A 26,907-nucleotide genomic window follows, 5' to 3' on the forward strand; every position below is an offset into this window, starting at 1 on the left:
ACAAAAAGAGAAAGGTTTCGAAACACAGACTTATCCTAAACGGGCTCCTGGCGGTATGTCTGTATCAGGAATAATGAAAGAAAACTTTCGTTCTTCACCCTCGCCCATAGACGCGGCAAATAACATACCATTACTCTCAAGTCCTTTAATGATGCGCGGTTCAAGGTTTACTACAAACGCCGTTTTCTTTCCGACGAGTGTCTGAATATCAGAAACGTACTGTTTAATTCCAGAAACAATTTGTCGTGGTGAACCCTCTCCAAAATCAACAGACAATTTTAGAAGCTTGTCTGTTTCAGGAACTTCCTCAACAGAAAGAATCTGCCCGATACGAATGTCTGCTTCGTGTAGTTGGTCGATAGTAATCATATATATAAGTATAAGTTCAAAATCCAAATATCAAAATCCAAAAAATTATTTTTCTTTCTACTTTCTACTTGCTCGCTCGTTTTCTATCTAAAAATCTCTGTAAAATAATTGCAGCTGCAGATGCGTCTATCATACTATTTGCTCCCGTAAATCGTGTTGCTTCCTGTGAGGAAAACCACTCGTGTTCAAACACCACTGGCACAGTAGTTTCTTTTTCAAGATTTTTTTTAAAATTCTGAATTTCAGGCATAATCACATTATCGTTTCCTTTCGTATCTGCTGAATATCCAAGCACAATAATATTCACATGCTCTTTTTGCGCAATCGCAACAATATCCGACACAAGCGTGTGTGTGTTTTGCAAAACCTCCCGTGGAAACGCGAGCGTTTCACTGGTGTCCGACAGCGCGATACCTACGCGTTTTGTTCCATAATCAATGCCGAGGATCATGACAATATAACTATAATATACGACCACACATTCTAATAATTCACCTTTATAAAAACTTAGAGGGGTCGCGCATAGCGACCCCTTTCAAAACCCATCTCTCACTAATAACACTGAACGACAAAACCGACGATTTCGTAGTTCGAATCACCATCCACATCGTCTGTGAGCCAACGTGTTTGTGGTCCAACATAGTTGCACTTCAGACCAGGAGGACTCTTGGAAAGAAATGCGACCAACGAATCTCGATACCTGCAACCCGCCACACCGTCATACCAAGTGCATTCCTCTTTCGGGAGATAGTTCGGAACTGCTTGGATTCCACGGTCCTCACACTGGAGTGTATTTCCTTCAATGTCTCGTGGCGGAACCCCATCACTCTCTATCCATTCACTACCAAGATTGATGAAGTTGCACAGCAGCTTGGGATTCTGTCTGCTGAAGGCAACAAACGAGGAGAAGAAGTCCCCATCAGCTGTTGGAAAAAAGTACAGACTGTTTCCGTAGCTGATTGGAGCCTTCTCCTGTCGTACCAAATGGTTTCTGTGAATACTCTTCCCTTGTAATCCAACAAGAAGCATTAGAGCCATAAGGATACTGGCAGCTAGAGCTGTTTTTTTTAACACGACCTATTCCCCCTTGAGGTTTATGAAACGATCCAAAAGAACTATACAATAAAAAAATACTGTTGCAAGTTAACCACCGGACCAAAAACACACCGGCCAATGTTTTGCAAAACCTCCCGTGGAAACGCGAGCGTTTCACTGGTGTCCGACAGCGCGATACCTACGCGTTTTGTTCCATAATCAATACCAAGAATCATGTACGTGGAGGTTCCTCAACAGGTATATGGAGTAGTGCAATGACTTCAGCGGCAACTTCTTCGTAGTCACCTTTTCGGGCGCGTTCACGAATATCTTCACGTTCGGGAGAGTCGAGGGCTTCACTTATACGCCCTAAGTAATTTTGTCCCCATTCGTAGACAGCATTTGAGTTTGATGCAGCTGCACCAAGCGAGCGTTGAATGATACACCGCCGAAGCATGTTGCGATGAACAAGCTCGAGACGTCTCTCGGGTAATTCTGGTGTCACTGGCACCTCTGATGCATGATGTTCAAAACCTTCCATATATATTTAGAGTGAAAAAGACTTATACATACCTAACCCAACTCCTATCGAACCAAACTTTTGATCCTCTGAAACTTTCCAATGTTGAAGTTCTCCATCAACACTTACAAATACATCGTATCCAGGATATACCCCACCCACACACGAAGACGGCATTGTTTCCGTCCAAAAAGTGAGGCAGTCGTTCGGCCATACAATTTTTTCCGAGCTTACAAGCTGAACACTTCTAATATATGAACCTGGACCAATTCTTCCTTCGTTTTCATTATCTTTACGAACGGTTTCTTGAATACCTTTCACAGCATCGGGTTCATTTTCAAAACCAGAAAAAAGTATTTCTCCTGGTTCGTTAGTATCCACAGAAGAAGAGATTTCTTCGTTTTTTACTAAACCACCCAACACATAATAACCAAAAACCCCAATGAGTATTCCAACAACCAAACCTATACTAAGAGACTTTGTATCCATACAGTGTGCCCTCGGTAGGAATCGAACCTACATCAGCAGCTCCGCAAGCTGCCGTCCTATCCGTTGAACGACGAGAGCATAAAAAGGGTTGTACGCGGGCGCGAGAATGAAGTCGTTGAGACGGAAATTCGAGCGGCCATGTTCCCCGACTGAGCTTTTATATGATACCCCATACGAAACTCAACAGGCACACTCTAGCAAACTTGCGTGTTCTGCGCCACTAAAAACCAGCAAGTTCTACAATTCGATCAGAGAATGTTTCGTGCACCTCCTCTTCATCAAGGTAGTCCAACAAAATATCACGAACATCGTCTGCCGAGACATCGGCAAGAGGCACAATAATGTGCGGCATAAACATCTTTTGTGATTTAAGAAGAAGTCGATTTGGCAACACGCGTTCATCTACCCAAAAAGATTCCAAGGTACGATAGGGAAAAAGAGTATCATCAATACGCACTCCCCTTTCTTGAATTTCATACTGAATTATTTTTGGATGACGTAGGGCATGAAGACCAAGTGCCACAGCACCAATACCAATCACAAGCCCGAACAAAAAATTTCCTAGAAACGTCGCAAGAATAACTCCAGCGATTGCAATAATACCAAGCCCCCAAAACCAATCGGAGCTTCGTGCTTTGTGTTCGTATTCGTACGTCTCCCACGTAAGGTGTGTTTGCATAGTAATAGAAGTTGGAAGTTAGTGGTGAAAGTTAGAGATTAGTTTGGAACTTGGTCAGGGGAAATACAAAAAGTGTACACATATACGATAGCACATTTACTCCTTGCTCAAAGTCCACTTTGTTAGTATCTTCTTGGTACCAGTGGAGCAAAAGACCCATTATTGCTACACTAGGTTTACGGAGGAGTCGGATAGTGGTTTATTCCAGCGCACTTGAAATGCGCCGTGCCCACAAGGCACCGTGAGTTCGAATCTCACCTCCTCCGCAACGATTCACAAGAAGTGCCCTTCGGCACTTCTTGTGAATCGTCTACTAGGGCGAGGTGAGATTCGAACGACGGAGCGATATTTTGTCAGTAGACAAAATCGCGAGTCGGTGCCCAGACAAATTTTTTTGACGACAAAATTTAGTCGCGGGAGAAAAACGTACTCGTGGTCTCACCTCCTCCGCACCTGATGCAAAAATGCCCCGCAAGGGGTATTTTTTGTGTCAGGAGGACGAGATTCGAAAGTCGGACCGAGCAAAGCGAGGGAGACGGGGTCGAGAACACTTAGGATTTTTGATTCCAATGGAAGCAAAAATACTTAGTGATTCGTGACCGAATCTCACCCCTACCGCCAAAATTATGAAGTGGCTCATACCCATCAGTATCCTCGTATTGTTTGAACTCATTGCAGATGTTCTTGCAAAAAACTGGTCCCTACGAGGAGGTTGGCTACTTGCCGGAGGAGCGCTAATCGCATATTTTCTTGCAAACACCTTTTGGCTTTTTGCCCTTCAGAACGGCGCCGGTCTTGCTCGGGGTGCCGTAATTTTTTCTGTAGCTTCTGCCATTCTTGCCGTCGCACTCGGACTTTTTGTATATCACGAACCACTTACGTACTACGAGATAGCCGGCGTCCTGCTTGGTCTCCTTGCCATAACCCTCATTTTTTGGAAATGAGCTTATAATAAAAAGGCCTGAACACTTACCATGCACGCTTTATTTTTTCAGTATCTTGAAACCTACCGCCTATTTGCGTACGCAGTTATTTTTATTGGTCTTCTTCTCGAGGGAGAAGTCACCCTCTTTCTTGCGGCGTTGTTGGTGCACCAAGGTTTTTTAAATTTATATGACACCCTTGCTCTGACATTGCTTGGGGTTTTTCTCGGGGATCTTCTGTGGTTTACCTTGGGAGAGCACCTCTCGTTATATAAAAAAATCAGTGCATGGGTTGAAAGAGAGGCGGGACGATTTGATCACATCTTCCAAGCACACACATTCAAATCACTTTTGGTTACGCGTTTTTTGTACGGGCTCAGTCGACCAACACTCATTCGTATGGGCATGCTTCGCATCCCAATTAAAAAATTTCTTGAAGCAAATATAGTCACAACGCTCGTATGGTCCTCTCTTGTGTGGATTATTGCCTACGCATTGAGCGCCTCTATCCTTTCAACACGACATTTCATACCACGCCTCGAAGCAGGTATTGCGCTCATCATTATTGCCATCATTGTTCTCAACAAACTCGCCCGACGGTTTATTGAAAAAGGACTTCTTGAATAAGAAGCGACCGCTCATTTCTGAGCGGCCTTGCGCGCCTTCTGCTTGGCGAGCCACGTACGTGCCTGAGCCTTGGGGAGCTCGGATCCGGCGAACACCTTTCGCGGATTGAAAGGGGTTGGGAGACTGGTTCCACGCTGTCTCCAGACATCGAAGTGAAGATGGATGTTCTCTGCCGAACCCATGGCGGTCTCGAGAACCCCCCACACACAGCGGTAGAGGTTCCTTCTCTTCCCGTCCGAGCACTTCACTTCGTAACACAGATCCTCGTCGGCGGTCACCCTCCCGATCACTTCCGAAGTGTGTCCGGGCTTCGCTCTGATGTACCACACAGTACTCATGTCCTTCCTCCTTTCACGATCGAATCTGGCGAGACAATACCACCGCACAAACAAAAACACCAGCGTGACGCTGGTGCCTTTTGTTATTTTGCTGTTTTTTTAAGAAGTTGCGCGAGACGTGACTTCTTTCGGGAAGCGGCATTTTTTTTGATAATACCGAGCTTTGCAGCCTTGTCGATAGCCTGGTAGGCATTCGCAAGTTTTGCTTGTGCATCCTTGGCACTACCTTTTCCTGTAAGATCTCGAATATCCTTAACCACTTCTTTCATTGCACGTGTGCGGCGCAAGTTAACCACACGTTTTCGTGCTGAACTGCGAAGTGCTTTTTTTGCTGCTTTAATTATTGGCATATGTGAGGACAGAATAGCAGATTTTTTATGCACGTCAACGTGCGGTATACTGACACCATGATTTCACAGCTCACAGGAACTATCAGCTATACAGAACCTGGACTCATTATTCTACAGGTTGGCGGTGTCGGATACGCAGTAAATATAGCGAAAGATACGGGTGCAGGGCTCCATACAAGCGATACACTCACCCTCTGGACACACTTAGCGGTCCGAGAAACGTCTATGGAACTTTTTGGATTCACCACCAAAGATGAACTTTCTCTTTTTGAAATGCTTTTAGCGGTTCCTGGAATTGGCCCTCGGTCAGCACTCGCTGTGCTTTCTCTTGCAAGTGCCGATACACTTAGAAAAGCAATCTCTGAAGAAAATATCACATATCTTACGAAAGTCTCCGGGATTGGAAAGAAAACCGCAGAGCGCATTGTTATTACACTCAAAGATAAACTTGGAAGTAAGGGTGAACTTAGTGGAGAACTTAAAGAAGACGCTGATGTTGTTGAAGTACTTGTCTCACTTGGATATTCACAAACAGAGGCGCGAGATACCGTCAAAAAAATTGACCCAACAAAAAACGGCACCAACGAACGCACCAAAGAAGCATTGAAAATTCTTGGATCCCGATTGTAGATACAATAAGGCCCGCGCGAAGTACTTCGCGCGGGCCAAAATCTCAGGCCAGCCACTGCTTGTGGCGACGAGTGTGGAGTTCCCACTCCCTGTAAATTCCGGGGAGTTTTTCTTTCACCGTTGCAACGAACGCTCCCCGCAGAAAAATTCGCGGATAGCGCTCCACCACCTTTTTCCACAGACCGTTCGCGCCGTCGAGGGGGTCGAGAAACTGCGCTTCCGACGCGCCTGAAATCGCCCCTTCTTCAAGAGAGAGGACCACACTCCCCCAAATCTCTTGGAAAATTTTCATTCCCTCCTTTGCGATTGCCACTTCATCCGGCCCAACACGTTCGAGCCGGTCCAAACACTCTTTAGGTGTCAGCACGATGTTCCTCCTTTGGCTTTACTGAGATTATTCTGAGAGAAATTGTACCAATAAAAAATAAGAAGTCAATATGACCGTTTTTCTTGGATTGTGCCTCTAAACGAAGGAGATATTACCAGCTTCCAGATGAACCTCCCCCACCAGAACTTCCTCCACCAAATCCTCCGAAGCCCCCTCCACTACTCCCACCACTTCCAGAACCGCCAATCCACCACGGAATAGTAGAACCTGTTGCTTTATGTTGTGTGTATTTTTTTGATACAAGAAAATCAAACAGGAGACCGAACGGTACTAAGAGTACGAAGGCGATGAGACCTGCAAACATAAAACCAAAGAAAAGCCAGATAATGCTTGCGATAACCCCGCCGATGATTCCACCCGCCCACCACGACTTTGAGCGCGCGAGAACACTCGCAATATACACAAGGATAAAATAAAAAAAGAAAGACAAATCAACTGAAAACCCACCATTTGTTTCAGGGGAAGCTTCAGGTAGTGCCTCTCCTCCGGAAAGTGCTCCTATAATTGCATCCACCGCACCGTTAATACCACCAGCATAGTCGCCGTTCTTGAATGCAGGCGTCATCACGTCATTAATAATCCAAGAACTTTGCGCATCGGTAATGTCTCCCTCAAGCCCATACCCAACCTCAATCCGCATTTTTCGTTCTGTTGGTGCAACAAGAATAAGGAGTCCGTTGTCTTTTCCCTTCTTTCCGATTCCCCACTCAGCAAAAAGTTCTACAGCATAGTTTTCAATAGTATCTTCTCCAAGTGAGGAAATGGTAACAACCGCAATTTCATTTGTTGTTGCTTTTTGGAATGCATCGAGTTTTGTTTCGAGTTCCGTCTTTTGATCCACGGTAAGAATCCCTGCAAAATCATTTACAAATCCTGACGGAGCGCCTGGACTTGTATATGCATACGCACATATAGCGCTCGTTAGAAACAAGACACTAAAACAAAATGAGGCAAATCGACGCATGGATTAAAGTTGTACTTCTGGTGCTTGTGCCGCTGCATCTACCGACTCAAAGTACGCTCGTTCAGAAAATCCAAACAAGCCAGCAATGAAGTTTCCTGGAAAACGTTTTACACGGAGATTAAATTCTTTGAGAATATCGTTAAACCTCTTTCGCTCAACACTAATTCTATTTTCAGATCCCTCTAATTGAGACATGAGTGTTTGTACCGTATCTGCAGATTTAAGTTGTGGGTAGTTCTCCATAACAACAAGGAGGCGTCCGAGCGCGCCTTCAACCTGTGTTGCTGCGGCTGCTTTTTCATCAGGTGTTAGCGCACCAGAATACTTTGTACGCGCATCCGCAAGATCACCGAACACTTTTTGCTCTTGTGCCATAACCCCCTTCACTGAATTAACAAGGTTTGGAATAAGATCAAAACGACGTTGGTATTGTGTTTCAACTTGCGCCCATTGGCCATCCGCCTGCTCATTGAGTGTTACAAGTGAGTTGTATGTTGACCACAAAAAACCGCCGAGAATAACGACAACCGCAAGAATAATAAGCCATGTTTTTTTCATATGTGTAGTACCTAAGAGGTTTGTAATACCTTGTAGTATATCGCCGACACCTCACAAAATCAAAATAATGTTTTTTAACACAAATACGGTATGATTTGGGTATGCTCAATACAATACTTCGTTTCATTAAGCAATTCATCCCTTCTCAGCTCTTCCAGAAGCTTCAACCTACGTACCACTACCTTCTCTCACTTGTAGGGGCTGTTATATATCGATTTCCTTCACGCCACATACACGTCGTGGGCATTACCGGCACGAAAGGTAAATCATCAACCGCAGAACTTGTAAACGCGGTTCTCGAAGCAAGCGGACACAAAACCGCCGTACTCGGCACCATTCGATTTAAAATTGCCGACACCGAAACACGCAACCTCTACAAAATGACCATGCCCGGACGATTCTTTGTTCAAAAATTTCTCCGAGATGCCGTCAACGCACAGTGTGATTGGGCAATTATAGAAATGACCAGTGAGGGCGCAAAACAATTTCGCCAAAAGTGGATCGACATGGACGCTCTCATTTTTACCAATCTTGCACCAGAACACCTTGAATCACACGGTTCATTTGAAAAATATAAAGACGCAAAACTTTCTATTGCGCGCCAACTTGCACGGTCACACAAAAAAAATACTGCGATTATCGCTAATGCAGACGACCTTGAGGGGCACCTCTTTTTGGAATGTGGTGCTGACCGCGCAATTCCGTTTCGACTTACTGACGCAAAACCATACACCCAAACAACCAGCGGATACGAGTTTGGGTTCGAGGGCACGCGTATTCACCTTTCTATACCAGGACTTTTTAATGTATACAATGCACTCGCAGCTGCCGCATTTGCGCGTAGTCAAAACATTCTAGCTCGACACATCAAAGAAGGACTCGAGCACGTAACGCGCATTCCCGGACGTGCAGAATTTATTCGCGAAGGTCAAGCGTTTGATGTTGTCGTCGATTACGCCCACACACCTGATTCACTCAAGAGTGTGTACGAAGCATTTTCTCTTGCACGAGTTATTGGCGTTCTTGGAAACACCGGTGGTGGACGTGATACATGGAAACGTCCCGAGATGGCACGTATAGCCGAACGTTCCTGTGAACATATCATTCTCACCAATGAAGATCCGTATGACGAGGATCCTGAAAAAATTCTTGAAGAAATGTCGGCAGGTATTCAAGACAAAACAAAACTCTCTATAATTCTTGATAGACGACAGGCGCTCCGCGAGGCACTCAACATGGCTCAAACAATGTCATCTGCAAACACCCGCCAACGCGTTGTTGTTCTTATTACCGGAAAAGGCACCGACCCATTTATTATGGGACCAAACGGAAGTAAGCAGGCTTGGGACGATGCCACAGTTGTCCGCGAAGAATTACAAAACTCACTAAACCAACCACCAAACTCCAACCCCTAACCCTATTACTTTGGGATGATGCCACTATTGTGAGAGAGGAACTGAAGAATATGCTGAAATAGGCATATTAAAAAATCCGAATATCGAAACCCGAAACAATATCAAATAGCCAAACCAAAACTAATCACTAACTCCCAACTTCCAACCTCCAACCCTCCATTATTTATGAATCCCGTTAGAGATTCTTCGATTATGCGTTCCACTTCTTTTTTGGGTAAAAAGAGCTACTATACATGTATTATTTCAATAGCAATGAAAACACGTTGTGTTTTCTATCTCTAACGGGATGAACGACTTCATTAAATTTATTTTCTTCATCGTCGCGGCAATCTTTTTTGTTTCCTATGTTCAAGACAGTGGCCCTCTCCTTGGAAACCCTGGATCATTTAGTCTTCTCGGCGGCACAAATCAAGGTCCTGCAGCATACACACGATCATACGATAGCAATAATGACGGCACTATTAGCGACGCCGAATACAAACAAGGTGAACTCGATCGCATTGCGCAAGAACTCTTAAGTATTTCACAAGCCACACAAAAAGCACTCGACGAAAAAAATCGTTCACCTTATTACGGCATGGTGAATCTTGAGTACGGCAACACCTATACCGACAGTTCGCGCGAAGAATACGTCGTTGTCGCAGCATCGAGCAACAACCCAGCGCCTATTGTTATTTCTGGATGGAAACTTGAAAGTATCATTTCAGGAACACGTGTTTCAATTCCACAAGGTGTTGCCCTTCTTGAGGGTGCCTATCCACAGCGACACGAACAAAATGTATTTCTTGCGCCAGGAGAGCGCGCCATCATCAACTCACGATACGCCGTTGGTATCAACACAGGATTTTTGGAAAATAAATGCACGGGCTACATTGATCCGAGATACACCATTTCACCACCACTTACCCGCTCATGCCCCTCTCTTAAAAACGAGAATCTTTCCACTTTTGGTATTACGCCGAGTGCCTTTCACAATACCGATGCGTACGACACATGTATGGACGGAATAGAAAGCGCTCGCTCATGTGAACGTGGATCATACGCAAGTACAACACCAAGTATCTGTAAAGCATTCATAAAAAAATATTCCACATACGACGGATGTCTCGAACTCCATAAAACAGATAGTGATTTTTTTGGAGACACGTGGCGTTTGTTCTTAGGATCAAATAAAGACGTGTGGAGAAATGAGCGCGAAGCAATTGCCCTCATCGATGACTCCGGAAAAGTGGTAGACATACTCAAACTCTACTAATCTTCCCCCAAAAGCTATCTACTGACAAAACTATATTTGCGTGGTATCGTGCCACCAGACACACCCAAACAACAGGAGGGGCTCATGCCCACCACGTCTGAAAAGTGCTTTGATGGACAGTTTATCGGAGAAATCCGCAGTGGAAGTTCGCTACTGATAACTGTCAATAGGAACCCGGCCTTTTACGGTGTGATCAAGAGTGTCACTCCGGGGACGCGGGTCACAGGACTACCCTCTCATGCGACCTTTGAATTTTTCTGGGGAGCACGCATGGGAAACGGAACCAACTCTGAATCATGGCGATCGGTTGGTAAGATCGTTCGCCAAAAAGCGATCCGCTTTGAACTCCCGATGAAGCACGGGAGGAGTCATCTCGGGGCATACGTTATAATCGAGGACGGAAACACTACATATACAGTGTTCCTTGGCTACAGCCACCTCAACCCACGAGACGTGCTTGGGCTCCCCGAATGGTTCATGTAGGACGCAGCATTGCACAAGAAGAGGGTCCGCCCTCTTCTTTTCTATTATTGACAAGAGCGCCACTTTCAAGTATTAATGACGTCGGACGTGCAACAAACCAACCAAAGGAGGCACCATGAAAATCGAAGCGCTCAAGGGACTGCCACTGAAACTCAAACTGGTTTCCTACGAAGTTCTGACGGACATGCTTGAGGGAGAGGTCGCCACCCTCAAAGCAAATCTGGAAGAGGCCCACAGAGAGCTGGTTCGACTCAAAGAAGCCAGCAATAACTCTGAGTCAGCCCTCAAGATGCAACACGACACGGCACTGGAGCAAGCCCGAACGGCAGAGGCGCGACTCGAAGAATCGCGTCGGTCGTTTGACACACTCATCGGCAAGATGTTCTCAGAATGACATCCCAGGCCGCCCCACAAAGGCGGCCTTTTCTTTATAAAAATTGACGATGGAAAAATAACGTTCTACATGATACGCTCGTTCCAGATGCACTATCACCAAAAGGAGTTCGTATGAAAATACCACGTGTCTCTTTGGAAAATGGTGACTTAGGGAGAATCATGACTGCCGAAGAAATCCTAGCGCTCCAGACAGATCTTCCCGCCCTCCACCTCAACGAAGGAGGTAACCGGCCACCGAGGGGAGAAGGCTACGCCGATCTACGCTTGAGGTTAAAGCCTCACAACCAACTCGTTCCTCCACCTGCCCTGACGCCGGAAGAGGAGGTTGCGCTGGAGAAGCAGATCGGCGAACTCTTCGGAGGCGAATAGAAAGATTCGTCCAACAAGCCACAAGCGGCCCGCACGCAACGCGGGCCGTATTCTTACCTGACAAAAAATAAGCACCGCACACGATACTCACGATCGTAAGTATCGTGGACAGTTACCGAAACAAAATAATTCCCACGGCTACCGATACATTGAGTGATTCCTTTTTTCCTTTCATTGGAATTTCAATCACTTCGTCACATTCTGCAAGAACGTCATGGGATACTCCGCCAACCTCATTACCAAACACAAACGCAACAGGCCCTTGTACCGATATATCGGTACAAGGTTTTGAACGCGGGTCTTGCTCAACGGCAATAACCCGCACACCGTCTTTTGTAAGTTTTTGTATGACGTCATTTGTTTCCTCGGCATATTCCCACGCTACACAATCTTGCGCACCAAGAGCAACTTTTGCTAGGTCTTTTCGATTGCGCCCGAAACGGTCAACGGGTGTTGGTGTCACGCCACACAGATACAACTTTGAAACACCCGCAGCGTCACACGTACGAAAAATAGATCCCACATTGTGCACGCTTCGGATGTTATCGAGAATGACGTACGTATTCATGTAGCGTGTAGCATACAACACGAAACACAAAACATGTAGGATGTAGCAAAAAACATGCGGCAATAAAACATATCCTACTATTGATACAGAAACCGTTCCCTAATTAATGACAGTGATCTACCGCATAGCTTGACTATTTATATTATATCTTATATAATGTAAAATAGAAAACAACAAAGGGGGTCCTATGGACCATAGAATTACCGCCGACGATGGACAGGGTGGCGTCACTCACGTCATCATGTCGCGAGAACTGCTTTCCAAGATGGTTGGAAACGCCATTCTTGAATCTGTTCTTGCGTCAATGCAGATCGAGGGTGAAGAATTTCCCCCAGGAGTTCACGTCGAACTCCAAGAACCCGTCATCCTGCCGGAAGCGCTACTGAACACCGACAAGTCAGCTCCGCGGAAGCGTTAGCAACACCGCGGTTCACGTATTATCCACCCCGTCACTCGAAAGTGTGATGGGGTGTTATCTTTTTACCCAAACAGTAAAAAACGTTTGTCTGAAAACGCATTTTGTTGTACAGTGTCTCTGTTTCCACTAGTAATAGATATATCCGCCCGTAGCTCAGCCTGGTAGAGCACCTCCCTTTTAAGGAGTGGGTCGTTGGTCCGAATCCAACCGGGCGGACCATTCGTAAAAACAGCACACAGGTGCTGTTTTTACAAAGCTAAAATCCATTTCTCCAGAGCAATTTCAAGTGGGGGGCCGTCACGTCGTGCCTCGTGGTAGAGTGTCACAAGTTCGTGTGTAAGCTTATGCAATTCTTCGTGAGAAAAACGAGTAAGCGCACTTCGTGCCTTGGTAATTGAAAATGATTTCATTCCTTCAGTGTCCCCCATTTCCACAAGAGCAAGTGTTTTGAATTGCCACCATATAATTCCGTGAATTTCTTCAGAGGCCTTGCCTTCACGAAATGCCTGCTGTAATAGCACCCACGCATTTTTTTTATCACGACGCGCACATGCATCTGCTATAGCAAATGCATTAAACTTTTTTTCTTCTTCTTTTGGCACATCAAATACCTGTACTTTTGTTGCGTGCTCCTCAAGTGCTTTGCGAAGTGGTGTAGAAAGTTTTTCCTCGAGAATAACAAATATGTGCTCAGATTCTGCGAGTGCTTGCGCTAGTTTTACAACAGCGTCGCTAAACGCCTCGATGCCGAGAGCAAACTCTACAATGACAATATATTTTTCTTCAAAAAGCCCTTTACTTTCTACAAGCTCCCGGAGGCGATCTGGTGTTGCTCCTTCATCCACAAGCCGAAACACCTGCGCGTGTGGGCGCTTAAGAGCAAGAGCGCTGAGAATCTCATGCGACCTCTCTCTCACTTTTTTTCTATCTGTTCCGTGAAGGACGTATAACATAAATAATAGGTGTTGGAAGTTAGGAGTGAGAAGTTGGTGATTGGTTTGGAACGTTGGTTATTTTTTGAGCTTTATACTTTGAGCTTTGTGCTTACTCTCTTCATCTCACTCCAACGTTTTCCTGACGATGCTTCTGTGAGAACAGGAACGCCTCCTGCCTTCTCTGGTGAAAGTGCCGTCTCCATAATCTCTTTCATCACAGGAACAATTGTTGAGACACTGTCTTCACGTACTTCAAAAATAAGTTCATCATGAATTTGCAACACTAACCGCACATCTGGTGAGAGATTATTTTTTGTAATGTACTCGTCTGCGCGAATCATCGCAACTTTAATAATATCTGCGGACGTTCCCTGAATTGGTGCGTTCACCGCCTGACGCTCTGCTTCGGCCTGCATAAATGGCAACGGTGAACGAATGGCGGAGAGTTGCCGTCGGCGCCCAAAAAGTGTTTCTGTATAACCTTTTTTACGCACCTCGCCCTTTGCTCGAGAAATGTATTCCCGCAACCCAACAAATGTTTTTTCATATTCCGCGAGATATTTTTGTGCGTCACTGCGCGACATCTTTGCTGTGGCGGCGAGTGCGTTTGCACCCATGCCATAAATAATACCGAAGTTAATCACCTTTGCTGTCCGTCGCATATCCACGGTGACATCTTCTGGGGCAACACCAAAAATTTCTGCCGCAACCGTTGTGTGAATGTCTCCACCTTCGTGAAACGTCTTCACCAATTTTTCATCGCGCGACATGATTGCGGCAATGCGCAATTCAATCTGCGAGTAATCAAATGCCACGAGTGCATATCCTTTTTCAGCGACAAATGCTCCACGCACTGCGCGACCGAGTTCTGTTCGTATTGGAATATTTTGTAAATTTGGATTTTGCGAAGAGAGTCGTCCTGTTGTTGTTCCCATCTGCATGAACGTTGTATGTAAGCGCCCATCTTCACCAATTAGAGACGGGAACGCATCAATGTATGTTGAAAGTAGTTTTTGCAATTCTCGATACTCTAAAATTTCGTTGATAATCGGATGTGCATCAACAAGCTTCTGTAACTCCGACTCTCGCGTAGAGCGTTGTCCTGTTGATGTTTTTTTGCCACCCTTCAATCCCATTTTTTCAAACAAGACATCCCCGAGTTGTCGAGGTGAGTTTATGTTAAATTCACCCCCCGCATGCTGGTAAATTCTACGAGCAAGCGCGTCCAATTCACTGTGATAATCTCGCGACAACTCCTTGAGATACTCAACGTCGAGACGAATACCCACATCGGTCATTTTTGTGAGTACGGGCGTCAGCGGTTTTTCAATTGTTTCCAAAAGGGGTGTGAGTCCCTCCTTGTGAAGATCTGCGACAATTTTTGTGTGTGCAACCTTAAGTGATTCTGTTTTTGCATACGCGAGAATATCTTCTTCAGAGGGCGATGTCATATCTGAATTGAGCAACCACAACCCGAGGCGTGCTTCTTCAAGATCGCGTGCTGAAATTATTTCTTTTACTGGCTCTGGTGCATCTTCAAAAAGTTTTTCACTACGACCAAAATGCTCCTTGAGACGCGCTGTGAGCGACCGAAACCCGAGTTCGGTAAAAAGTGTCGTAACCACAGATGTGTCCACACTCTCGCTCCATGTTTTTTCTGGCAACACAAACGAAATCGGCACATCACGACGAATCGTTGCAAGCATTTTTGAAAATTCAGCATCTTCTTTCCCTTCTTGTAGGAGTTTTACTGTGCGTGCAGTAACTCCAGATGCAATAACTTTTTGCTCATCTTTTTTGAGTGCGGTGTATATATCCTTAAGCGAACCGAATGTGGTGACAAGTGTTGTTGCTGTTTTTTCACCAATACCTGCAATGCCTGGAATATTATCGGATGGATCCCCGCGAAGACCTTTGTAATCTGGGAGCAATTTTGGACCAAATCCAAAACGAGCCTGCACATCTTTTTCTCCGTATAAAATAGTGTCATGCATTCCTTTGCGAAGCGTAAACACACGAACCCGATTTCCATCCACGAGCTGAAGCGTATCCATATCACCCGAGGTGATAACAATTTCAATATCATCCCGTTTTTTCATTTGCTCAACAATCGTGCCCAACACATCGTCCGCCTCAAATCCTTCACACTCATACAGTGGTATTGAAAGTGCCTTGAGCACATCACGGCTACGTTCAATTTGTCGTACCAAATCATCTTCAATTTTTGCGCGCGTTCCTTTGTATCCAACAAACGCTTCGTGCCGATACGTTGGTTTTGGTAAATCGTACGCAGCAACAATGTAATCCGGCTTGAGTTCTGCCACCATTTTTAACAACATTGCCGAGAGACCATAGAGCGCACCTGTTGGCTCTCCTGTAGGAGATGCAAAATCAGGAAGTGCGTGATATGCACGGTGAATAATGGCATGCGTATCAAGAAGCACAAGACGTTTTGTTTCTTTTTTTACAGTTTTTTTTGTTGGAACTTTTGCCATACTTACAGTGTAAACGCGCGCGTTGTTTCATCTACAAACTCGCACACAACAACGCGCGCTCCCTCAGGAATACTTTCTGCAACTCGTTCAGGCCACTCGACCATCACTAATGTTTTTCCTTCACGAAGGAGCTCCTGCCACCCCAACACTTCAAGCTCATGTGCGCTTTCCATTCTATACGCATCAATGTGAACGAGCGATTTGAAATTTGATATTTGATATTGGTCATTGGAATTAAGTCCATATCGTTTTTCAATGACAAACGTTGGACTCGTTACGTGTTCAGTTACACCAAGCACCCGCGCGACCTCTTTTACAAATGCCGTCTTCCCTGCGCCAAGATCACCCTTCAAAACAACGAGTGTCGCACCACCGTCCAGACATTCGAGCGTCTCTACAAAAGCCCGCGCAAGCGTACTCACCTCTTCAAGTGACCGACATTCTACCCTTTTCATATGGACATTGTAGCACCTCATTGGTGTGTCGTTTATTGATGAAATGGTGGCATGTGGTATGCTCACACGTAGACAAGAACTAATCTGGAGGAACCTACTTGTGGAACGGATACCCGGCGACAAAGACCCCATCCACGTCGCGTTTGGACTACGCACCCTTGGGTGGAACCGCGAGATTCTCATCTGCATGTCCCAGAAAGAGCCTGTGTTCGAGAAACTCATGCTCCTCAAAGAGGTTGCCGTAGCCGGTCGATGGAAGTCCGCTATCGCCAAGATGCGCAGTGCAGCACTTCGAGGCAAGCGGCCTCCGTCGCACACACACGTTGCCCTCGAGATTTTTTCGAGGATTTCTCACAAGGTCGCCCCGTAGGCGACCTTCTTCTTTTTTCTTCACTTTATTTGCTACACCCAGCACGTAGCTTTCAAAAAAGCTAAGTGCTGGGTACACTATAGGTATGGTTATTTTTGACGAAGACAAACAAAATAAAAAATTTCAACAACTACGCGAACAAGAAGAAGAGGAGTTAATGCAGGTGCTTTCGCAAAAATATACTCTTCCCTACGTTGACCTCTCGGCAACCCCCATTAACCCAGACGCACTCATTCTTGTTCCTGAAGCATTAGCTCGTGAGGGCATGCTTGCTGCTTTTGGAATAACTGGAAAAGTTGTCTCTGTTGCTGTACACGCACCAGAAAATACAGCCACAAAGTCCGCTCTTGCCGAGCTGGAAAATCGCGGATACAAAACAACTCTCTTTCTCACTTCAACAAAAAGTTTGGAATTTATTTGGGATAGATACAAAGACCTCTCCTACAGTGCCGGAAGCAAAAAAGGAATGCTTGATGTGGGTAGCGAAGACATGACTGAGCTCGTTTCCAAAGTTCGCCACCTTGAAGATATTAAAAAACTCTTTGAAGAGGCGCTTGGCATGCAAAAAACGCACCGCATTTCTCGTATCATTGAGGTGCTCCTTTCCAGTGCCCTTGCCACCAAAGCATCCGACATTCACATAGAACCCGAAGAAACCAGCGTGCGTATTCGTATGCGTCTGGACGGTGTGCTTGCTGACGTTGCAAATATTGACGCAGAAACATATCATCTCGTACTCTCTCGTTTCAAATTACTTTCTGCACTTAAACTCAACGTACAAAGTGAGGCGCAGGACGGACGATTCAGTATCAACTTCAAAGATGTCAGCATTGAAATTCGTACCTCTATTCTCCCAGGACAGTACGGCGAGTCTATTGTGATGCGTATTCTCAACCCTGATTCTATTTCTGTGTCCATCGAAAAACTCGGCATGCGCGATGATTTGTTTGCGGTAGTAAATCAAGCGATTGCAAAACCAAACGGACTCATTCTCACCACGGGTCCAACCGGTTCAGGAAAAACGACGACACTCTACGCGTTTCTCAAAAAAGTGCACACGCCCGACATTAAAATCATCACCATCGAAGATCCAATTGAGTACCACTTGAAAGGTGTCGTACAAACACAAGTGGACAGCAATCACGACTACACATTCCAAAGCGGATTGCGCGCCGCACTTCGACAAGACCCTGACATCATCATGGTGGGTGAAATTCGAGACAATGAAACGGCCGAAATTGCGATTCACGCCGCACTCACTGGTCACCTTGTGTTCTCAACACTCCACACCAACTCCGCAGCGGGTGCATTCACTCGACTCATCGACGTTGGTATTAATCCCCGCATCCTTGGCTCTGCGCTCTCACTCGCACTTGCACAACGACTTGTACGAAAACTATGCGAAACCTGCAAACAAGAAGTACCACTTGAGGGCGATGAGAAAGAAAAAATCGAACGCGTACTTGGTACGGTTGTGGATACAACAAAAATTGCAGGACTTCAGCGAGAACGGGTGTGGCACGCAAGCGAAAAAGGATGTGAAGCCTGCAATGGTCTTGGCTACAAGGGACGCATGGGGTTGTATGAAGGAATTGTGGTGAACTCAGCAATCGAAGAAATTGTTGAATCATCACCGAGCGAGCGCGAGATTAGAAAAGTTGCCGACGCACAGGGATTGCTCACTATGACCCAAGACGCAGTGATCAAAGTACTCGAAGGAAAAACAACCACGGACGAAATTATGCGCGTGGTTGATTTGAGCGTTGAAACAACAACCCCAGAAACTCCAACACCACTTCCTGAAATCTAAAATACGTAGACAAAACGCAAAAGAAGCGTTCTAACGTACTAGAAGTTAGTGGTTAGTAGTTAAAAATTGGAAGTTAAAAAAACAAAAACTTTACAAAACAAGAAAGCCACACTCCAGTGCATAGTGTGGCTTTCTTTATTCATTAAAACGGGTACTATTGAGTGTAGGTAAATTCAACAGAAGAGAAATCTCTAAGCAAAACCACATTGTTTGTTAAGGAGACTGTTCGCTATCTCGATGCGAGATCGAGACAACCAACGGATCCTCACCCACTATGTGCATGTGACCATGACGTTTGCTTAGAGGTTTCTCGCCTGTTTGCTGTGTTAGCAAACAAAATTCTTTCAGCGAAACAAAAATCCCTCGTACGAGGACTTTTTGTGCGCCTACCCCTACCACATCTATTTCTTAAAAGAACAACAGTATCCTAGCATACCCACTCTGATATGTCAAGCCCCTCTCAAAAACCCGCCCGAGAGACTACGCCAGAGGTTCATGATGTCTTTTTGGATGCGTCATTACGCCCAACTCGTTGGGATGATTACGTGGGACAGGCGCAAACAAAAAATAATTTGCATATTTTACTTTCAGCGGCAAAAGAGCGCGGACACGCACCTGAACACATCCTTTTTTATGGCCCCGCAGGTCTTGGAAAGACAACATTGGCACACCTTATTTCACACGAACTCGATGCTGCAATAAAAATTACGTCAGGACCTGCAATTGAACGCGTTGGTGACCTTGCTTCCCTACTCACCAACCTCTCCGCAAATGATATTTTATTTATTGATGAAATTCACCGGCTCAATCCTGCAATTGAAGAAGTGCTATACCCTGCGATGGAGTCCGGACGTCTTGATATCATCATTGGAAAAGGTCCTTCCGCGCGCACAGTGCAACTAGATCTTCCTCCGTTCACACTTATTGCAGCAACGACACGCATTGCGCTTCTTTCCGCGCCGCTTCGTTCACGTTTTTCTGGCGGGATGTTTCGACTCGAGTTTTATACTGACGAAGAAATTTTTACTATCCTCACACGTTCAGCACACTTACTTGGCGTTGAGGCTGATGCCGATGCACTCCATGAAATTGCACAACGAAGTCGCAGTACACCACGCACAGCAAACTATTTACTCAAACGTGCTCGTGATTATGCTCAGGTACACAAGAAAAAACTGTCCCTCCCCATTGTGCACGACGCACTCACACTCCTCGGCATCGATGATAAGGGACTGACACCCACTGATCAAAAACTCTTAGAACTCATTGTGACGACGTTCAATGGTGGACCAGTTGGACTCTCAACACTCGCTGCTTCCCTTTCAGAAGACCCTGCAACCATTGAAGAGGTGTACGAACCCTACCTCATGCAACTTGGCTTTATTGAACGCTCACCTCGCGGACGACTCATTACAAGCAAAGGTCGTGCCCACATTGATAAAGACAATTCATCTCAAGATTCGTTACTGTAACAGTGTGGGCGAGGTTAAATCTCGCCGCTACAGTTATCCACCGTAGAGATTGACCTAAAGAAACATCGCCTTTATCATAACCAATGGAAGTTCTTTGGGGAATGCCATCCTTAATTCCTAGGGGGATATGAAGCGTGCGCGAACGCAAGTTTGCGGTCATTGACCTGTTCGATGACACACAGGAAACACGCGGAAGCTGTCCCATGCGCCCGACGGACCAAAGGATTTCCACCAGCCGGACCACGTCCGGCTTTTTCTTATCTAGCGATAACTATTGACATACTCAAAAAAGTTAAGTATTATCCTACCAGAAGCTCTTCAGTGGACGCAATCTGTTTCTGTCATCACCCCTCGCGTCGTTCTAGTCAAAATGCAGGTCTACCGAGCAAGGAGCCCGCCATGACCGCACCACCCAGCGCATCTGCTTCCGTCAACCACGCAGTCAACTGCACACTCACCGTGCTCCGTGGCAACATGAACCCAATCGCCACTTCGAACGTTGTCATCACACTCACGATGTACATGCGCGACCGAACAATGACGCCGTCTGAACAGCAAGAAGCATGGGGTCTCCTCCTCGCCCGCGTCCAGGAGGAAGGACGGGAATACGAGAAGCAGCTCCATCCGTAAAAATAGTCGCCTCTTCCCCAGGCCCCGCCCGGCTTACGCCGCGGCGGGGATTTTTTTGGTATACTCTCTATGTCCCAACCACATTCTATATTCAATATTCTATTCATATGTCCGGCCACAATAAATGGAGTCAAATAAAAGAAAAAAAAGGAGCTACTGACGCAAAGCGCGGTAAGTTGTTTACCAAATTAGTAAAATTAATTAAGACTGAGGCCCGCATCACAAAGGGTGACCTCAATGCGCCAACGCTTAAAGCGGCAATAGAAAAAGCACGTACGGCGAATATGCCAAAAGATAACATCGACCGCGCAATACAAAGTGCGCAAAATACAGCCGCTGATGAAAAAGTTGTGTACGAAGCATTTGGTCCAGGTGGATGTGCGCTCATTATTGAAGGACTTACCGATAGTAAAAACCGGACTTCCCAGGAAATGAAACATCTTCTTTCAGAACACGATCTTGCACTCGCAGCCCCAGGTTCTGCAAGTTGGGCATTTACAAAAACACATGAGGGTTGGACACCAACAACCACCGTTCCCCTTTCAGAAGAAGATGGCGCAAAACTTTCTGCACTTATTGAAGAACTTGAAAACAACGACGATGTGCAGGAGGTGTATACAAATGCAGAATGATGCAAAAACTCAAAATCCAAAATTTAAAGCTCAAAAAATTATGAAATTATTACACTTTGAAACATTTTTTGGATTTTGTGCTTTGAACTTTGTGCTTTTATGATTACTCTTGGTATTGATCCCGGCTACGACCGACTTGGTATTGCACTCCTTGAAGGCGACCGACAAAAACAAGTGATTATTTTTTCTGAGTGTTTTGAAACATGTTCAGCAGACGATTTTGAAACTCGCCTCCACGCCGCCGTGTCTCATGTGCGAGATATTTTACACACCTATACACCTGACAACGTTGCACTTGAAACACTTTTTTTTAGTAACAATCAAAAAACAGCTATGCACGTGGCCGAAACACGTGGAGCACTTTTGTTTGCGATAACCGATGCTCACATTTCCGCCCATCAGTATGCACCACAGGCAATAAAGGTTGCTGTTGCAGGAAGCGGTCGTGGAAGTAAAGATGATATTGCCCGTATGCTCCACAAACTTCTTTCAATTCCAAATAAAAAAATACGCGATGATGAATACGATGCTATTGCTGTAGCCCTTACACACATGGTGAGTTGCAAGTAGTATGTGGTAGCTAGTATGTGGTATGTGGTGTGTGGGTTTAGAAAAATTTTATGTACATGATGTATAGCGTTTGTTATGAACACCATAAAAGATTTTACCGATCTCCGTGTCTGGCAATCGGCACACCAACTTGCCATTTTGTTATATAAAACAAGAGCACCTTTTCCAAAAGAAGAGGTGTTTGGTTTGGCCGGTCAACTACGACGAGCAGGAGTTTCTGTTTCATCAAATATTACTGAAGGTTTCGGGAGAAATTTTTCAAAAGAAAAGGTCCTGTTTTACCACATTGCACAATCTTCATTACGTGAAGTTTATTCACAAGTGTTGCTCGCAAAAGATATTGGATATGTACCCGAGCAAAATACCCAGCTCATTTTTGAACAAATTGTTTCAATAGGAAAAATGCTAACGGCACTCATCAAAACCGTTTCTTCCCGTCCGATTTCATAACCCACATGCCACCCCCACATACCAACTACCACATACCACCCCTTGCATACCAACTACTACATACTTCCCCATATCGTTGTCCCCATATTATCCACGGTGGCCACATTGACCACTTGAACTCTTGCGCATGATTTGATACAACAGTACTCACTTCTGCACTCACACTATTTTTGCAGGAGATTATCACATAACAGCAACCTATGTTTGATGCAGACACAACCTTGTCACCAACCATTACGGATGATGACGACCTGCTCTCTCCGTGGGACGACACCGACGATACCGCTCTTCCTGTAGAACCAGACGAAGAGGGGGGCGACCTTGTCCCACCAAAACCACTCGATCCACTCAGTGAAGAGGACGAGGATGATGAGGAGGCCGATGAATTTGGCCTTTCTTCAGATGATTTTGGGGACGAAGAACTATAGCGTTCTCTACCAAAAACCACCCCTCAGGGTGGTTTTTGTTATTCCTTCTTTTTTAGAACGCGTTTGACAGTAATTTTGAGAAATTTTTTCTTTCCTATACGAAGAATGACTGACTTAGCTATCGGCATTTTTACTTCCTGAATTTTTTCTCCCGTTTCTGCATCACGCAACCCTCCCCCTTCAACAAGGCGTCGTATTTCTGACTTTGAAGGAACAACACCTTCTTGTACAAGAACATCTTCTAGTGATGTTGAATCGCCAACAGATGCTTCTGGTATTGTTGTAGGAAGTTCTCTATTACTAAACACCTTTACAAACTCCTCTTCGGCTTTCTGTGCAGCATCAGGAGAGTGGTACATCGTTACAATTTCTCGAGCAAGACGCATTTTTAATTCTCGTGGACGAGATACGAATTCCTTTTGGAGGCATGCAACATCTTCTCCTGGTACGCGAGTACAAATTTCAAAATACTTCATCATCAAATCATCGTGCACACGCATTGTGTTCGCATACATGGTATTTGGTGTATCAAAAATATTGATAGTATTTCCCAAACTTTTACTCATTTTTCGCCCGTCTGTTCCAGGGAGAAGCTCCATAATCATGATGTCTTGTGGTTCTTGTTTGTAGTGTTGTTGTAACACTCGTCCTGAAAGCATATTAAACCGCTGGTCGGTCCCTCCAAGTTCTACGTCGGCCTTAATTGCGACACTATCGTATCCTTGCATTAGTGGGTAGAGTGTTTCGCGTAGTGAAACGCGTCTTCCTGCAACTAATCGACGCTTAATAATGTCTCGGGCAATAAAATCAGAAATTGAAAACTGGTCTGCTTGTTCACCAATCTCTGCAAACGATAATGTATTAAGCCATTTTGAGTTGTGATGCACTTCTGCTCGCGAGAGATCAATAATTTTTCCAATTTGCTTAAGATATGTTTTTTCATTTGCCTTCACTTCTTTTTGGGAAAGCATGGGGCGCTCCGACTCTTTATCTGACGTGTCACCAATAACACCCGTCGCGTCCCCAATAATAAGTACTGGAATATGTCCAAGTTGTTGAAAATCACGTAATTTTAAGAGATTGTTAGCATGACCAATGTGGAGATTTGAGCCTGTGGGATCAATACCGAGCTTTATACGAAGACGTTTCCCCGATTCGAGCTTCTTTTTAAGATTGTCTGCTGAAATTATTTCAACAACACCTCGCAACAACACCTCTTGAATTCGTTGAGGGTCAGTTATAACAGCCGTGTGTGCTTTTTTTACTGCCATACATGTAGTAGTGTACCCCAAATACTGGCGGGTTGGAAGTTTAGAGGTAAGAAACTTGAGGTAAGAAGCTATTGAACAAATTATAATGACTCCCTATACAAATAGAGCTATACTTGGTGTTATACATCACATATGAAACATACAAAACATAACCCTTATTACACAGCAACACTTTTTATTCTTGGCCTTGGTGCGTTTATCGGCGGAATTGTATTACTATGGGCAGCAACACTCCGTCTTCCCAATTTTGATGTGTTTGAGGAACGAAAAGTAGAACAATCAACAAAGATTTACGACCGAACAGGTGAAGTGCTCCTCTACGACTTGCATGAAAACGCACAACGAACAGTGATTCCCTTTGATTCAATTTCTCGACATATAAAAAATGCGACAGTTGCTATTGAAGACGCCGAATTCTATCAGCACCACGGTATTAAATGGAGTTCGTTTTTCCGAGCAGTTCTCGTTAACATTCTTTCATTGCAATACAGTCAAGGTGGTTCAACTATCACCCAACAAGTGGTAAAAAACTCTCTTCTTACTCAGGAAAAAACAATCTCGCGAAAAATAAAAGAGTGGGTACTCGCACTTAAGCTAGAAAAAAATCTTTCGAAAGATGAAATTCTTAACCTATATCTCAATGAAGCGCCCTACGGAGGAAGTTTGTACGGTGTTGAAGAAGCAAGTCAGGGCTTTTTTCATAAAAGTGCCAAGGATGTGACTCTCGCTGAAGCTGCCTATATTGCTGCACTACCACAAGCGCCGACATTCTATTCTCCATACGGCAACAATGTAGACAAACTCGAGAGCCGAAAAAATCTTGTGTTGAGTCGTATGCTCGAAGACAAATTTATTACTCAAGAAGAGTACGACGCGGCAAAAAAAGAGGTTGTTGCGTTCAAACCTCGACCAGAAAAAGGACTTCTTGCTCCTCACTTTGTATTTTATGTTCGCCAATACTTGGAACAAAAATATGGACAGACTGCACTTGAAGAAGATGGTCTACGTGTCATCACAACTCTTGATTACGAACTACAAGAACAAGCTGAAAAAATTGTAAAGGAAGGCGCGTTTGAAAACGAAGCAAAATTTAAAGCAGAAAATGCTGGACTTGTAGCAACTGACCCAAAAACAGGACAAATTCTTGTAATGGTTGGTTCGCGTGATTACTTTGACACAAAAATTGACGGTAATGTAAATATTGCAACCGCAAAACGACAGCCTGGTTCTGCGTTTAAACCGTTTGTGTATGCAACCGCATTTAAAAAGGGACTTACACCCGCAACGGTTCTCTTTGATCTTCCTACACAATTCTCAACATCGTGTTCTGTACAAAGCACTCAAAGTGCCTCTCCGTGTTATTACCCAGAAAACTACGATGGAAAGTATCGTGGACCAATGAGTATTCGTGACGCACTCGCACAATCGGTAAACATTCCAGCAGTTAAAGCTCTCTATATTGCCGGAATTTCTAATTCTATTAAAACCGCGCGCGATATGGGTATTTCAACTCTTACAGATGCATCGCGTTATGGACTTACCCTCGTTCTTGGAGGAGGAGAAGTTACACTCCTCGATCTCACAAGTGCCTACGGTGTTTTTGCAAACGAAGGCGTGCGCAACGAAACAACGGCTATTCTTAAAGTAGAAAAATCTGATGGAACTATCTTGGAAGAATTTACCGCACACCCTTCTCGTGTCCTTGATCAAAATATTGCACTGCAACTATCAGATGTCTTGTCTGACAACGTTGCTCGTACTCCCGCATTTGGTTCTGCGTCTGGGTTATATTTTCCAAGTACTGATGTTGCGGTAAAAACAGGAACAACGAACGATTATCGCGACGTGTGGATTATTGGATATACACCCAATATCTCTGTTGGTGCGTGGGGAGGAAATAATGACAACACCTCTATCGACAAAAAAGTTGCTGGTTTTGTTATTGCGCCACTCTGGCATCGTTTTATGGAAGTTGCTCTACAAAAATATCCTGATACCTCATTCCCTACTCCTACAGTATCAAAAACAACAAAACCAATTCTCAATGGAATTTGGCAAGGGGGTGTCGCTCATGAAATTGATTCACGAACCGGTGCAACCGCAACACAAAGCACACCTGACGTATTTCGTAAAACAGAAGTAGTACAAAATGTTCACTCTATTTTGTATTGGATAGACAAAGATGATCCAACAGGTCCTGTTCCAAGTAACCCTGGTTCTGACCCTCAATACGCATACTGGGAATATCCCATTCGATCATGGGCCGCACAACATGGATATGTATCTGGCGCAAAAACTATTGTTACTAGCCCCCTATCTTCTTCACAAACAAGCACTAATTCAACCTCTATAGGTATTTCAGGGCTCGCATCGTCGTATGAAAAAAATGACACTATTTCTCTTAAACTTACACTACCCGCTGACTACACAAATACAACCACCGACGTATTTATAGATTCTACTCAGTTGTCTGATGTTACTCGAGGGTCATATTCTCTTTCATTTCCTATTCAATTTCTTTCACCATCTGAAACAGTACACGCACTATATCTCGTCTTCTACAAAAAAGACGGTTCAAAAGTAGGTATCTCAAAAACATTTACCGTTAAGTAGTA

General features: G+C 44.8%; 32 protein-coding genes and 3 tRNA genes. 18 read left to right on the forward strand and 17 right to left on the reverse strand.

Annotation, left to right across the window (positions count from 1 at the left end):
- Nucleotides 1-30 precede the first annotated feature (30 nt).
- The 8 genes from IPJ70_02880 to IPJ70_02915 form a co-directional block, all read right to left on the reverse strand.
- Nucleotides 31-369 carry a methionine--tRNA ligase gene (locus IPJ70_02880; protein ID QQR82203.1) on the reverse strand — a complete coding sequence of 113 codons (339 nt, stop codon included), beginning with the start codon at nucleotides 367-369 and terminating at the stop codon, nucleotides 31-33.
- A gap of 64 nt (nucleotides 370-433) precedes the next feature.
- Nucleotides 434-820, reverse strand: coding sequence for a Holliday junction resolvase RuvX (ruvX, locus tag IPJ70_02885; GenBank protein ID QQR82204.1), 387 nt, complete (start codon nucleotides 818-820; stop codon nucleotides 434-436).
- Between the two features lie 101 nt (nucleotides 821-921).
- Complete coding sequence (locus IPJ70_02890) at nucleotides 922-1,407, reverse strand: hypothetical protein (GenBank protein QQR82205.1); 486 nt, start codon at nucleotides 1,405-1,407, stop codon at nucleotides 922-924.
- Between the two features lie 77 nt (nucleotides 1,408-1,484).
- On the reverse strand, nucleotides 1,485-1,640 hold the full coding sequence (gene ruvX / locus IPJ70_02895) for a Holliday junction resolvase RuvX (GenBank protein QQR82206.1): 156 nt from the start codon (nucleotides 1,638-1,640) through the stop codon (nucleotides 1,485-1,487).
- Entirely contained in the window at nucleotides 1,637-1,945 is a 309-nt protein-coding gene (locus IPJ70_02900; GenBank protein QQR82207.1) for a hypothetical protein, read from the reverse strand. Before IPJ70_02900 ends, ruvX (IPJ70_02895) begins: the two co-directional genes overlap by 4 nt.
- 6 nt (nucleotides 1,946-1,951) lie before the next feature.
- The gene (locus IPJ70_02905; GenBank protein ID QQR82208.1) at nucleotides 1,952-2,413 is read right to left on the reverse strand and encodes a hypothetical protein; all 462 of its coding nucleotides are present in this window, start codon (nucleotides 2,411-2,413) and stop codon (nucleotides 1,952-1,954) included.
- 6 nt (nucleotides 2,414-2,419) lie between these two features.
- Nucleotides 2,420-2,491, reverse strand: a tRNA-Arg gene (locus IPJ70_02910).
- A gap of 142 nt (nucleotides 2,492-2,633) precedes the next feature.
- Complete coding sequence (locus tag IPJ70_02915; protein ID QQR82209.1) at nucleotides 2,634-3,092, reverse strand: hypothetical protein; 459 nt, start codon at nucleotides 3,090-3,092, stop codon at nucleotides 2,634-2,636.
- Nucleotides 3,093-3,272: 180 nt separating this feature from the next.
- Between IPJ70_02915 and IPJ70_02920 the strand changes: the two genes are divergently transcribed.
- The 3 genes from IPJ70_02920 (at nucleotide 3,273) to IPJ70_02930 (ending at nucleotide 4,642) form a co-directional block, all read left to right on the forward strand.
- Nucleotides 3,273-3,358, forward strand: a tRNA-Ser gene (locus IPJ70_02920).
- Nucleotides 3,359-3,718: 360 nt separating this feature from the next.
- Complete coding sequence (locus IPJ70_02925) at nucleotides 3,719-4,036, forward strand: hypothetical protein (GenBank protein ID QQR82210.1); 318 nt, start codon at nucleotides 3,719-3,721, stop codon at nucleotides 4,034-4,036.
- Nucleotides 4,037-4,066: 30 nt separating this feature from the next.
- Nucleotides 4,067-4,642: a VTT domain-containing protein gene (locus tag IPJ70_02930; protein ID QQR82211.1), complete on the forward strand. Its 576-nt coding sequence runs from the start codon at nucleotides 4,067-4,069 to the stop codon at nucleotides 4,640-4,642.
- 421 nt (nucleotides 4,643-5,063) lie between these two features.
- On the opposite strand, the gene rpsT is transcribed toward IPJ70_02930, so the two are convergent.
- The gene (gene rpsT / locus IPJ70_02935; protein ID QQR82212.1) at nucleotides 5,064-5,330 is read right to left on the reverse strand and encodes a 30S ribosomal protein S20; all 267 of its coding nucleotides are present in this window, start codon (nucleotides 5,328-5,330) and stop codon (nucleotides 5,064-5,066) included.
- Nucleotides 5,331-5,387: 57 nt separating this feature from the next.
- Here rpsT and ruvA point away from each other — a divergent pair, with 57 nt between their 5' ends.
- The gene (ruvA, locus tag IPJ70_02940; GenBank protein QQR82213.1) at nucleotides 5,388-5,960 is read left to right on the forward strand and encodes a Holliday junction branch migration protein RuvA; all 573 of its coding nucleotides are present in this window, start codon (nucleotides 5,388-5,390) and stop codon (nucleotides 5,958-5,960) included.
- Nucleotides 5,961-6,003: 43 nt separating this feature from the next.
- On the opposite strand, the gene IPJ70_02945 is transcribed toward ruvA, so the two are convergent.
- The 3 genes from IPJ70_02945 to IPJ70_02955 all read right to left on the reverse strand — a co-directional run bounded on the left by IPJ70_02945 (nucleotide 6,004) and on the right by IPJ70_02955 (nucleotide 7,870).
- Entirely contained in the window at nucleotides 6,004-6,306 is a 303-nt protein-coding gene (locus IPJ70_02945; protein QQR82214.1) for a hypothetical protein, read from the reverse strand.
- A gap of 133 nt (nucleotides 6,307-6,439) precedes the next feature.
- A complete protein-coding gene (locus tag IPJ70_02950) occupies nucleotides 6,440-7,312 on the reverse strand; it encodes a TPM domain-containing protein (GenBank protein QQR82215.1) in 873 nt (290 codons plus the stop codon).
- A 3-nt stretch (nucleotides 7,313-7,315) separates the two neighbouring features.
- The gene (locus tag IPJ70_02955) at nucleotides 7,316-7,870 is read right to left on the reverse strand and encodes a LemA family protein (protein QQR82216.1); all 555 of its coding nucleotides are present in this window, start codon (nucleotides 7,868-7,870) and stop codon (nucleotides 7,316-7,318) included.
- A gap of 101 nt (nucleotides 7,871-7,971) precedes the next feature.
- Here IPJ70_02955 and murE point away from each other — a divergent pair, with 101 nt between their 5' ends.
- The 4 genes from murE to IPJ70_02975 all read left to right on the forward strand — a co-directional run bounded on the left by murE (nucleotide 7,972) and on the right by IPJ70_02975 (nucleotide 11,788).
- On the forward strand, nucleotides 7,972-9,285 hold the full coding sequence (gene murE, locus IPJ70_02960) for a UDP-N-acetylmuramyl-tripeptide synthetase (GenBank protein ID QQR82217.1): 1,314 nt from the start codon (nucleotides 7,972-7,974) through the stop codon (nucleotides 9,283-9,285).
- A gap of 286 nt (nucleotides 9,286-9,571) precedes the next feature.
- Complete coding sequence (locus IPJ70_02965) at nucleotides 9,572-10,540, forward strand: hypothetical protein (protein ID QQR82218.1); 969 nt, start codon at nucleotides 9,572-9,574, stop codon at nucleotides 10,538-10,540.
- Nucleotides 10,541-11,138: 598 nt separating this feature from the next.
- Nucleotides 11,139-11,417 carry a hypothetical protein gene (locus tag IPJ70_02970; protein QQR82219.1) on the forward strand — a complete coding sequence of 93 codons (279 nt, stop codon included), beginning with the start codon at nucleotides 11,139-11,141 and terminating at the stop codon, nucleotides 11,415-11,417.
- A 113-nt stretch (nucleotides 11,418-11,530) separates the two neighbouring features.
- Nucleotides 11,531-11,788 carry a hypothetical protein gene (locus tag IPJ70_02975; GenBank protein QQR82220.1) on the forward strand — a complete coding sequence of 86 codons (258 nt, stop codon included), beginning with the start codon at nucleotides 11,531-11,533 and terminating at the stop codon, nucleotides 11,786-11,788.
- A gap of 112 nt (nucleotides 11,789-11,900) precedes the next feature.
- Here the strand turns inward: IPJ70_02975 and IPJ70_02980 are convergent, their stop codons facing one another.
- Nucleotides 11,901-12,356 carry an RNA methyltransferase gene (locus IPJ70_02980; GenBank protein ID QQR82221.1) on the reverse strand — a complete coding sequence of 152 codons (456 nt, stop codon included), beginning with the start codon at nucleotides 12,354-12,356 and terminating at the stop codon, nucleotides 11,901-11,903.
- 187 nt (nucleotides 12,357-12,543) lie between these two features.
- Between IPJ70_02980 and IPJ70_02985 the strand changes: the two genes are divergently transcribed.
- Nucleotides 12,544-12,774 carry a hypothetical protein gene (locus IPJ70_02985; GenBank protein QQR82222.1) on the forward strand — a complete coding sequence of 77 codons (231 nt, stop codon included), beginning with the start codon at nucleotides 12,544-12,546 and terminating at the stop codon, nucleotides 12,772-12,774.
- Nucleotides 12,775-12,916: 142 nt separating this feature from the next.
- A tRNA-Lys gene (locus IPJ70_02990) sits at nucleotides 12,917-12,993 on the forward strand.
- Nucleotides 12,994-13,022: 29 nt separating this feature from the next.
- Here IPJ70_02990 and IPJ70_02995 read toward each other — a convergent pair.
- The 3 genes from IPJ70_02995 to tsaE all read right to left on the reverse strand — a co-directional run bounded on the left by IPJ70_02995 (nucleotide 13,023) and on the right by tsaE (nucleotide 16,659).
- The gene (locus IPJ70_02995) at nucleotides 13,023-13,727 is read right to left on the reverse strand and encodes a hypothetical protein (GenBank protein ID QQR82223.1); all 705 of its coding nucleotides are present in this window, start codon (nucleotides 13,725-13,727) and stop codon (nucleotides 13,023-13,025) included.
- Between the two features lie 71 nt (nucleotides 13,728-13,798).
- Entirely contained in the window at nucleotides 13,799-16,204 is a 2,406-nt protein-coding gene (locus IPJ70_03000; GenBank protein QQR82224.1) for a hypothetical protein, read from the reverse strand.
- Nucleotides 16,205-16,206: 2 nt separating this feature from the next.
- Complete coding sequence (gene tsaE / locus IPJ70_03005) at nucleotides 16,207-16,659, reverse strand: tRNA (adenosine(37)-N6)-threonylcarbamoyltransferase complex ATPase subunit type 1 TsaE (GenBank protein ID QQR82225.1); 453 nt, start codon at nucleotides 16,657-16,659, stop codon at nucleotides 16,207-16,209.
- A 25-nt stretch (nucleotides 16,660-16,684) separates the two neighbouring features.
- Here tsaE and IPJ70_03010 point away from each other — a divergent pair, with 25 nt between their 5' ends.
- The 7 genes from IPJ70_03010 (at nucleotide 16,685) to IPJ70_03040 (ending at nucleotide 23,021) form a co-directional block, all read left to right on the forward strand.
- Nucleotides 16,685-17,029, forward strand: a complete 345-nt coding sequence (locus IPJ70_03010) for a hypothetical protein (protein ID QQR82226.1) — start codon at nucleotides 16,685-16,687, stop codon at nucleotides 17,027-17,029.
- Between the two features lie 85 nt (nucleotides 17,030-17,114).
- Nucleotides 17,115-18,839: a type II/IV secretion system protein gene (locus IPJ70_03015; protein ID QQR82227.1), complete on the forward strand. Its 1,725-nt coding sequence runs from the start codon at nucleotides 17,115-17,117 to the stop codon at nucleotides 18,837-18,839.
- Nucleotides 18,840-19,285: 446 nt separating this feature from the next.
- Nucleotides 19,286-20,311 (forward strand): Holliday junction branch migration DNA helicase RuvB, encoded by a 1,026-nt coding sequence (ruvB, locus tag IPJ70_03020; protein ID QQR82228.1) that lies wholly within the window; start codon nucleotides 19,286-19,288, stop codon nucleotides 20,309-20,311.
- A 737-nt stretch (nucleotides 20,312-21,048) separates the two neighbouring features.
- Complete coding sequence (locus IPJ70_03025) at nucleotides 21,049-21,573, forward strand: YebC/PmpR family DNA-binding transcriptional regulator (protein ID QQR82229.1); 525 nt, start codon at nucleotides 21,049-21,051, stop codon at nucleotides 21,571-21,573.
- 99 nt (nucleotides 21,574-21,672) lie between these two features.
- On the forward strand, nucleotides 21,673-22,143 hold the full coding sequence (locus IPJ70_03030; protein QQR82230.1) for a crossover junction endodeoxyribonuclease RuvC: 471 nt from the start codon (nucleotides 21,673-21,675) through the stop codon (nucleotides 22,141-22,143).
- Nucleotides 22,144-22,218: 75 nt separating this feature from the next.
- Nucleotides 22,219-22,593 (forward strand): four helix bundle protein, encoded by a 375-nt coding sequence (locus IPJ70_03035; GenBank protein ID QQR82231.1) that lies wholly within the window; start codon nucleotides 22,219-22,221, stop codon nucleotides 22,591-22,593.
- Between the two features lie 200 nt (nucleotides 22,594-22,793).
- Nucleotides 22,794-23,021, forward strand: coding sequence for a hypothetical protein (locus IPJ70_03040; GenBank protein QQR82232.1), 228 nt, complete (start codon nucleotides 22,794-22,796; stop codon nucleotides 23,019-23,021).
- Nucleotides 23,022-23,059: 38 nt separating this feature from the next.
- Here the strand turns inward: IPJ70_03040 and IPJ70_03045 are convergent, their stop codons facing one another.
- Nucleotides 23,060-24,292 carry a tyrosine--tRNA ligase gene (locus IPJ70_03045; GenBank protein ID QQR82233.1) on the reverse strand — a complete coding sequence of 411 codons (1,233 nt, stop codon included), beginning with the start codon at nucleotides 24,290-24,292 and terminating at the stop codon, nucleotides 23,060-23,062.
- Nucleotides 24,293-24,424: 132 nt separating this feature from the next.
- Between IPJ70_03045 and IPJ70_03050 the strand changes: the two genes are divergently transcribed.
- On the forward strand, nucleotides 24,425-26,905 hold the full coding sequence (locus IPJ70_03050) for a PBP1A family penicillin-binding protein (GenBank protein ID QQR82234.1): 2,481 nt from the start codon (nucleotides 24,425-24,427) through the stop codon (nucleotides 26,903-26,905).
- The last annotated feature ends 2 nt before the right edge of the window (nucleotides 26,906-26,907 follow it).

The organism is Candidatus Campbellbacteria bacterium (genome assembly GCA_016699465.1).
Taxonomy (GTDB): domain Bacteria; phylum Patescibacteriota; class Minisyncoccia; order Phycocordibacterales; family EsbW-18; genus EsbW-18.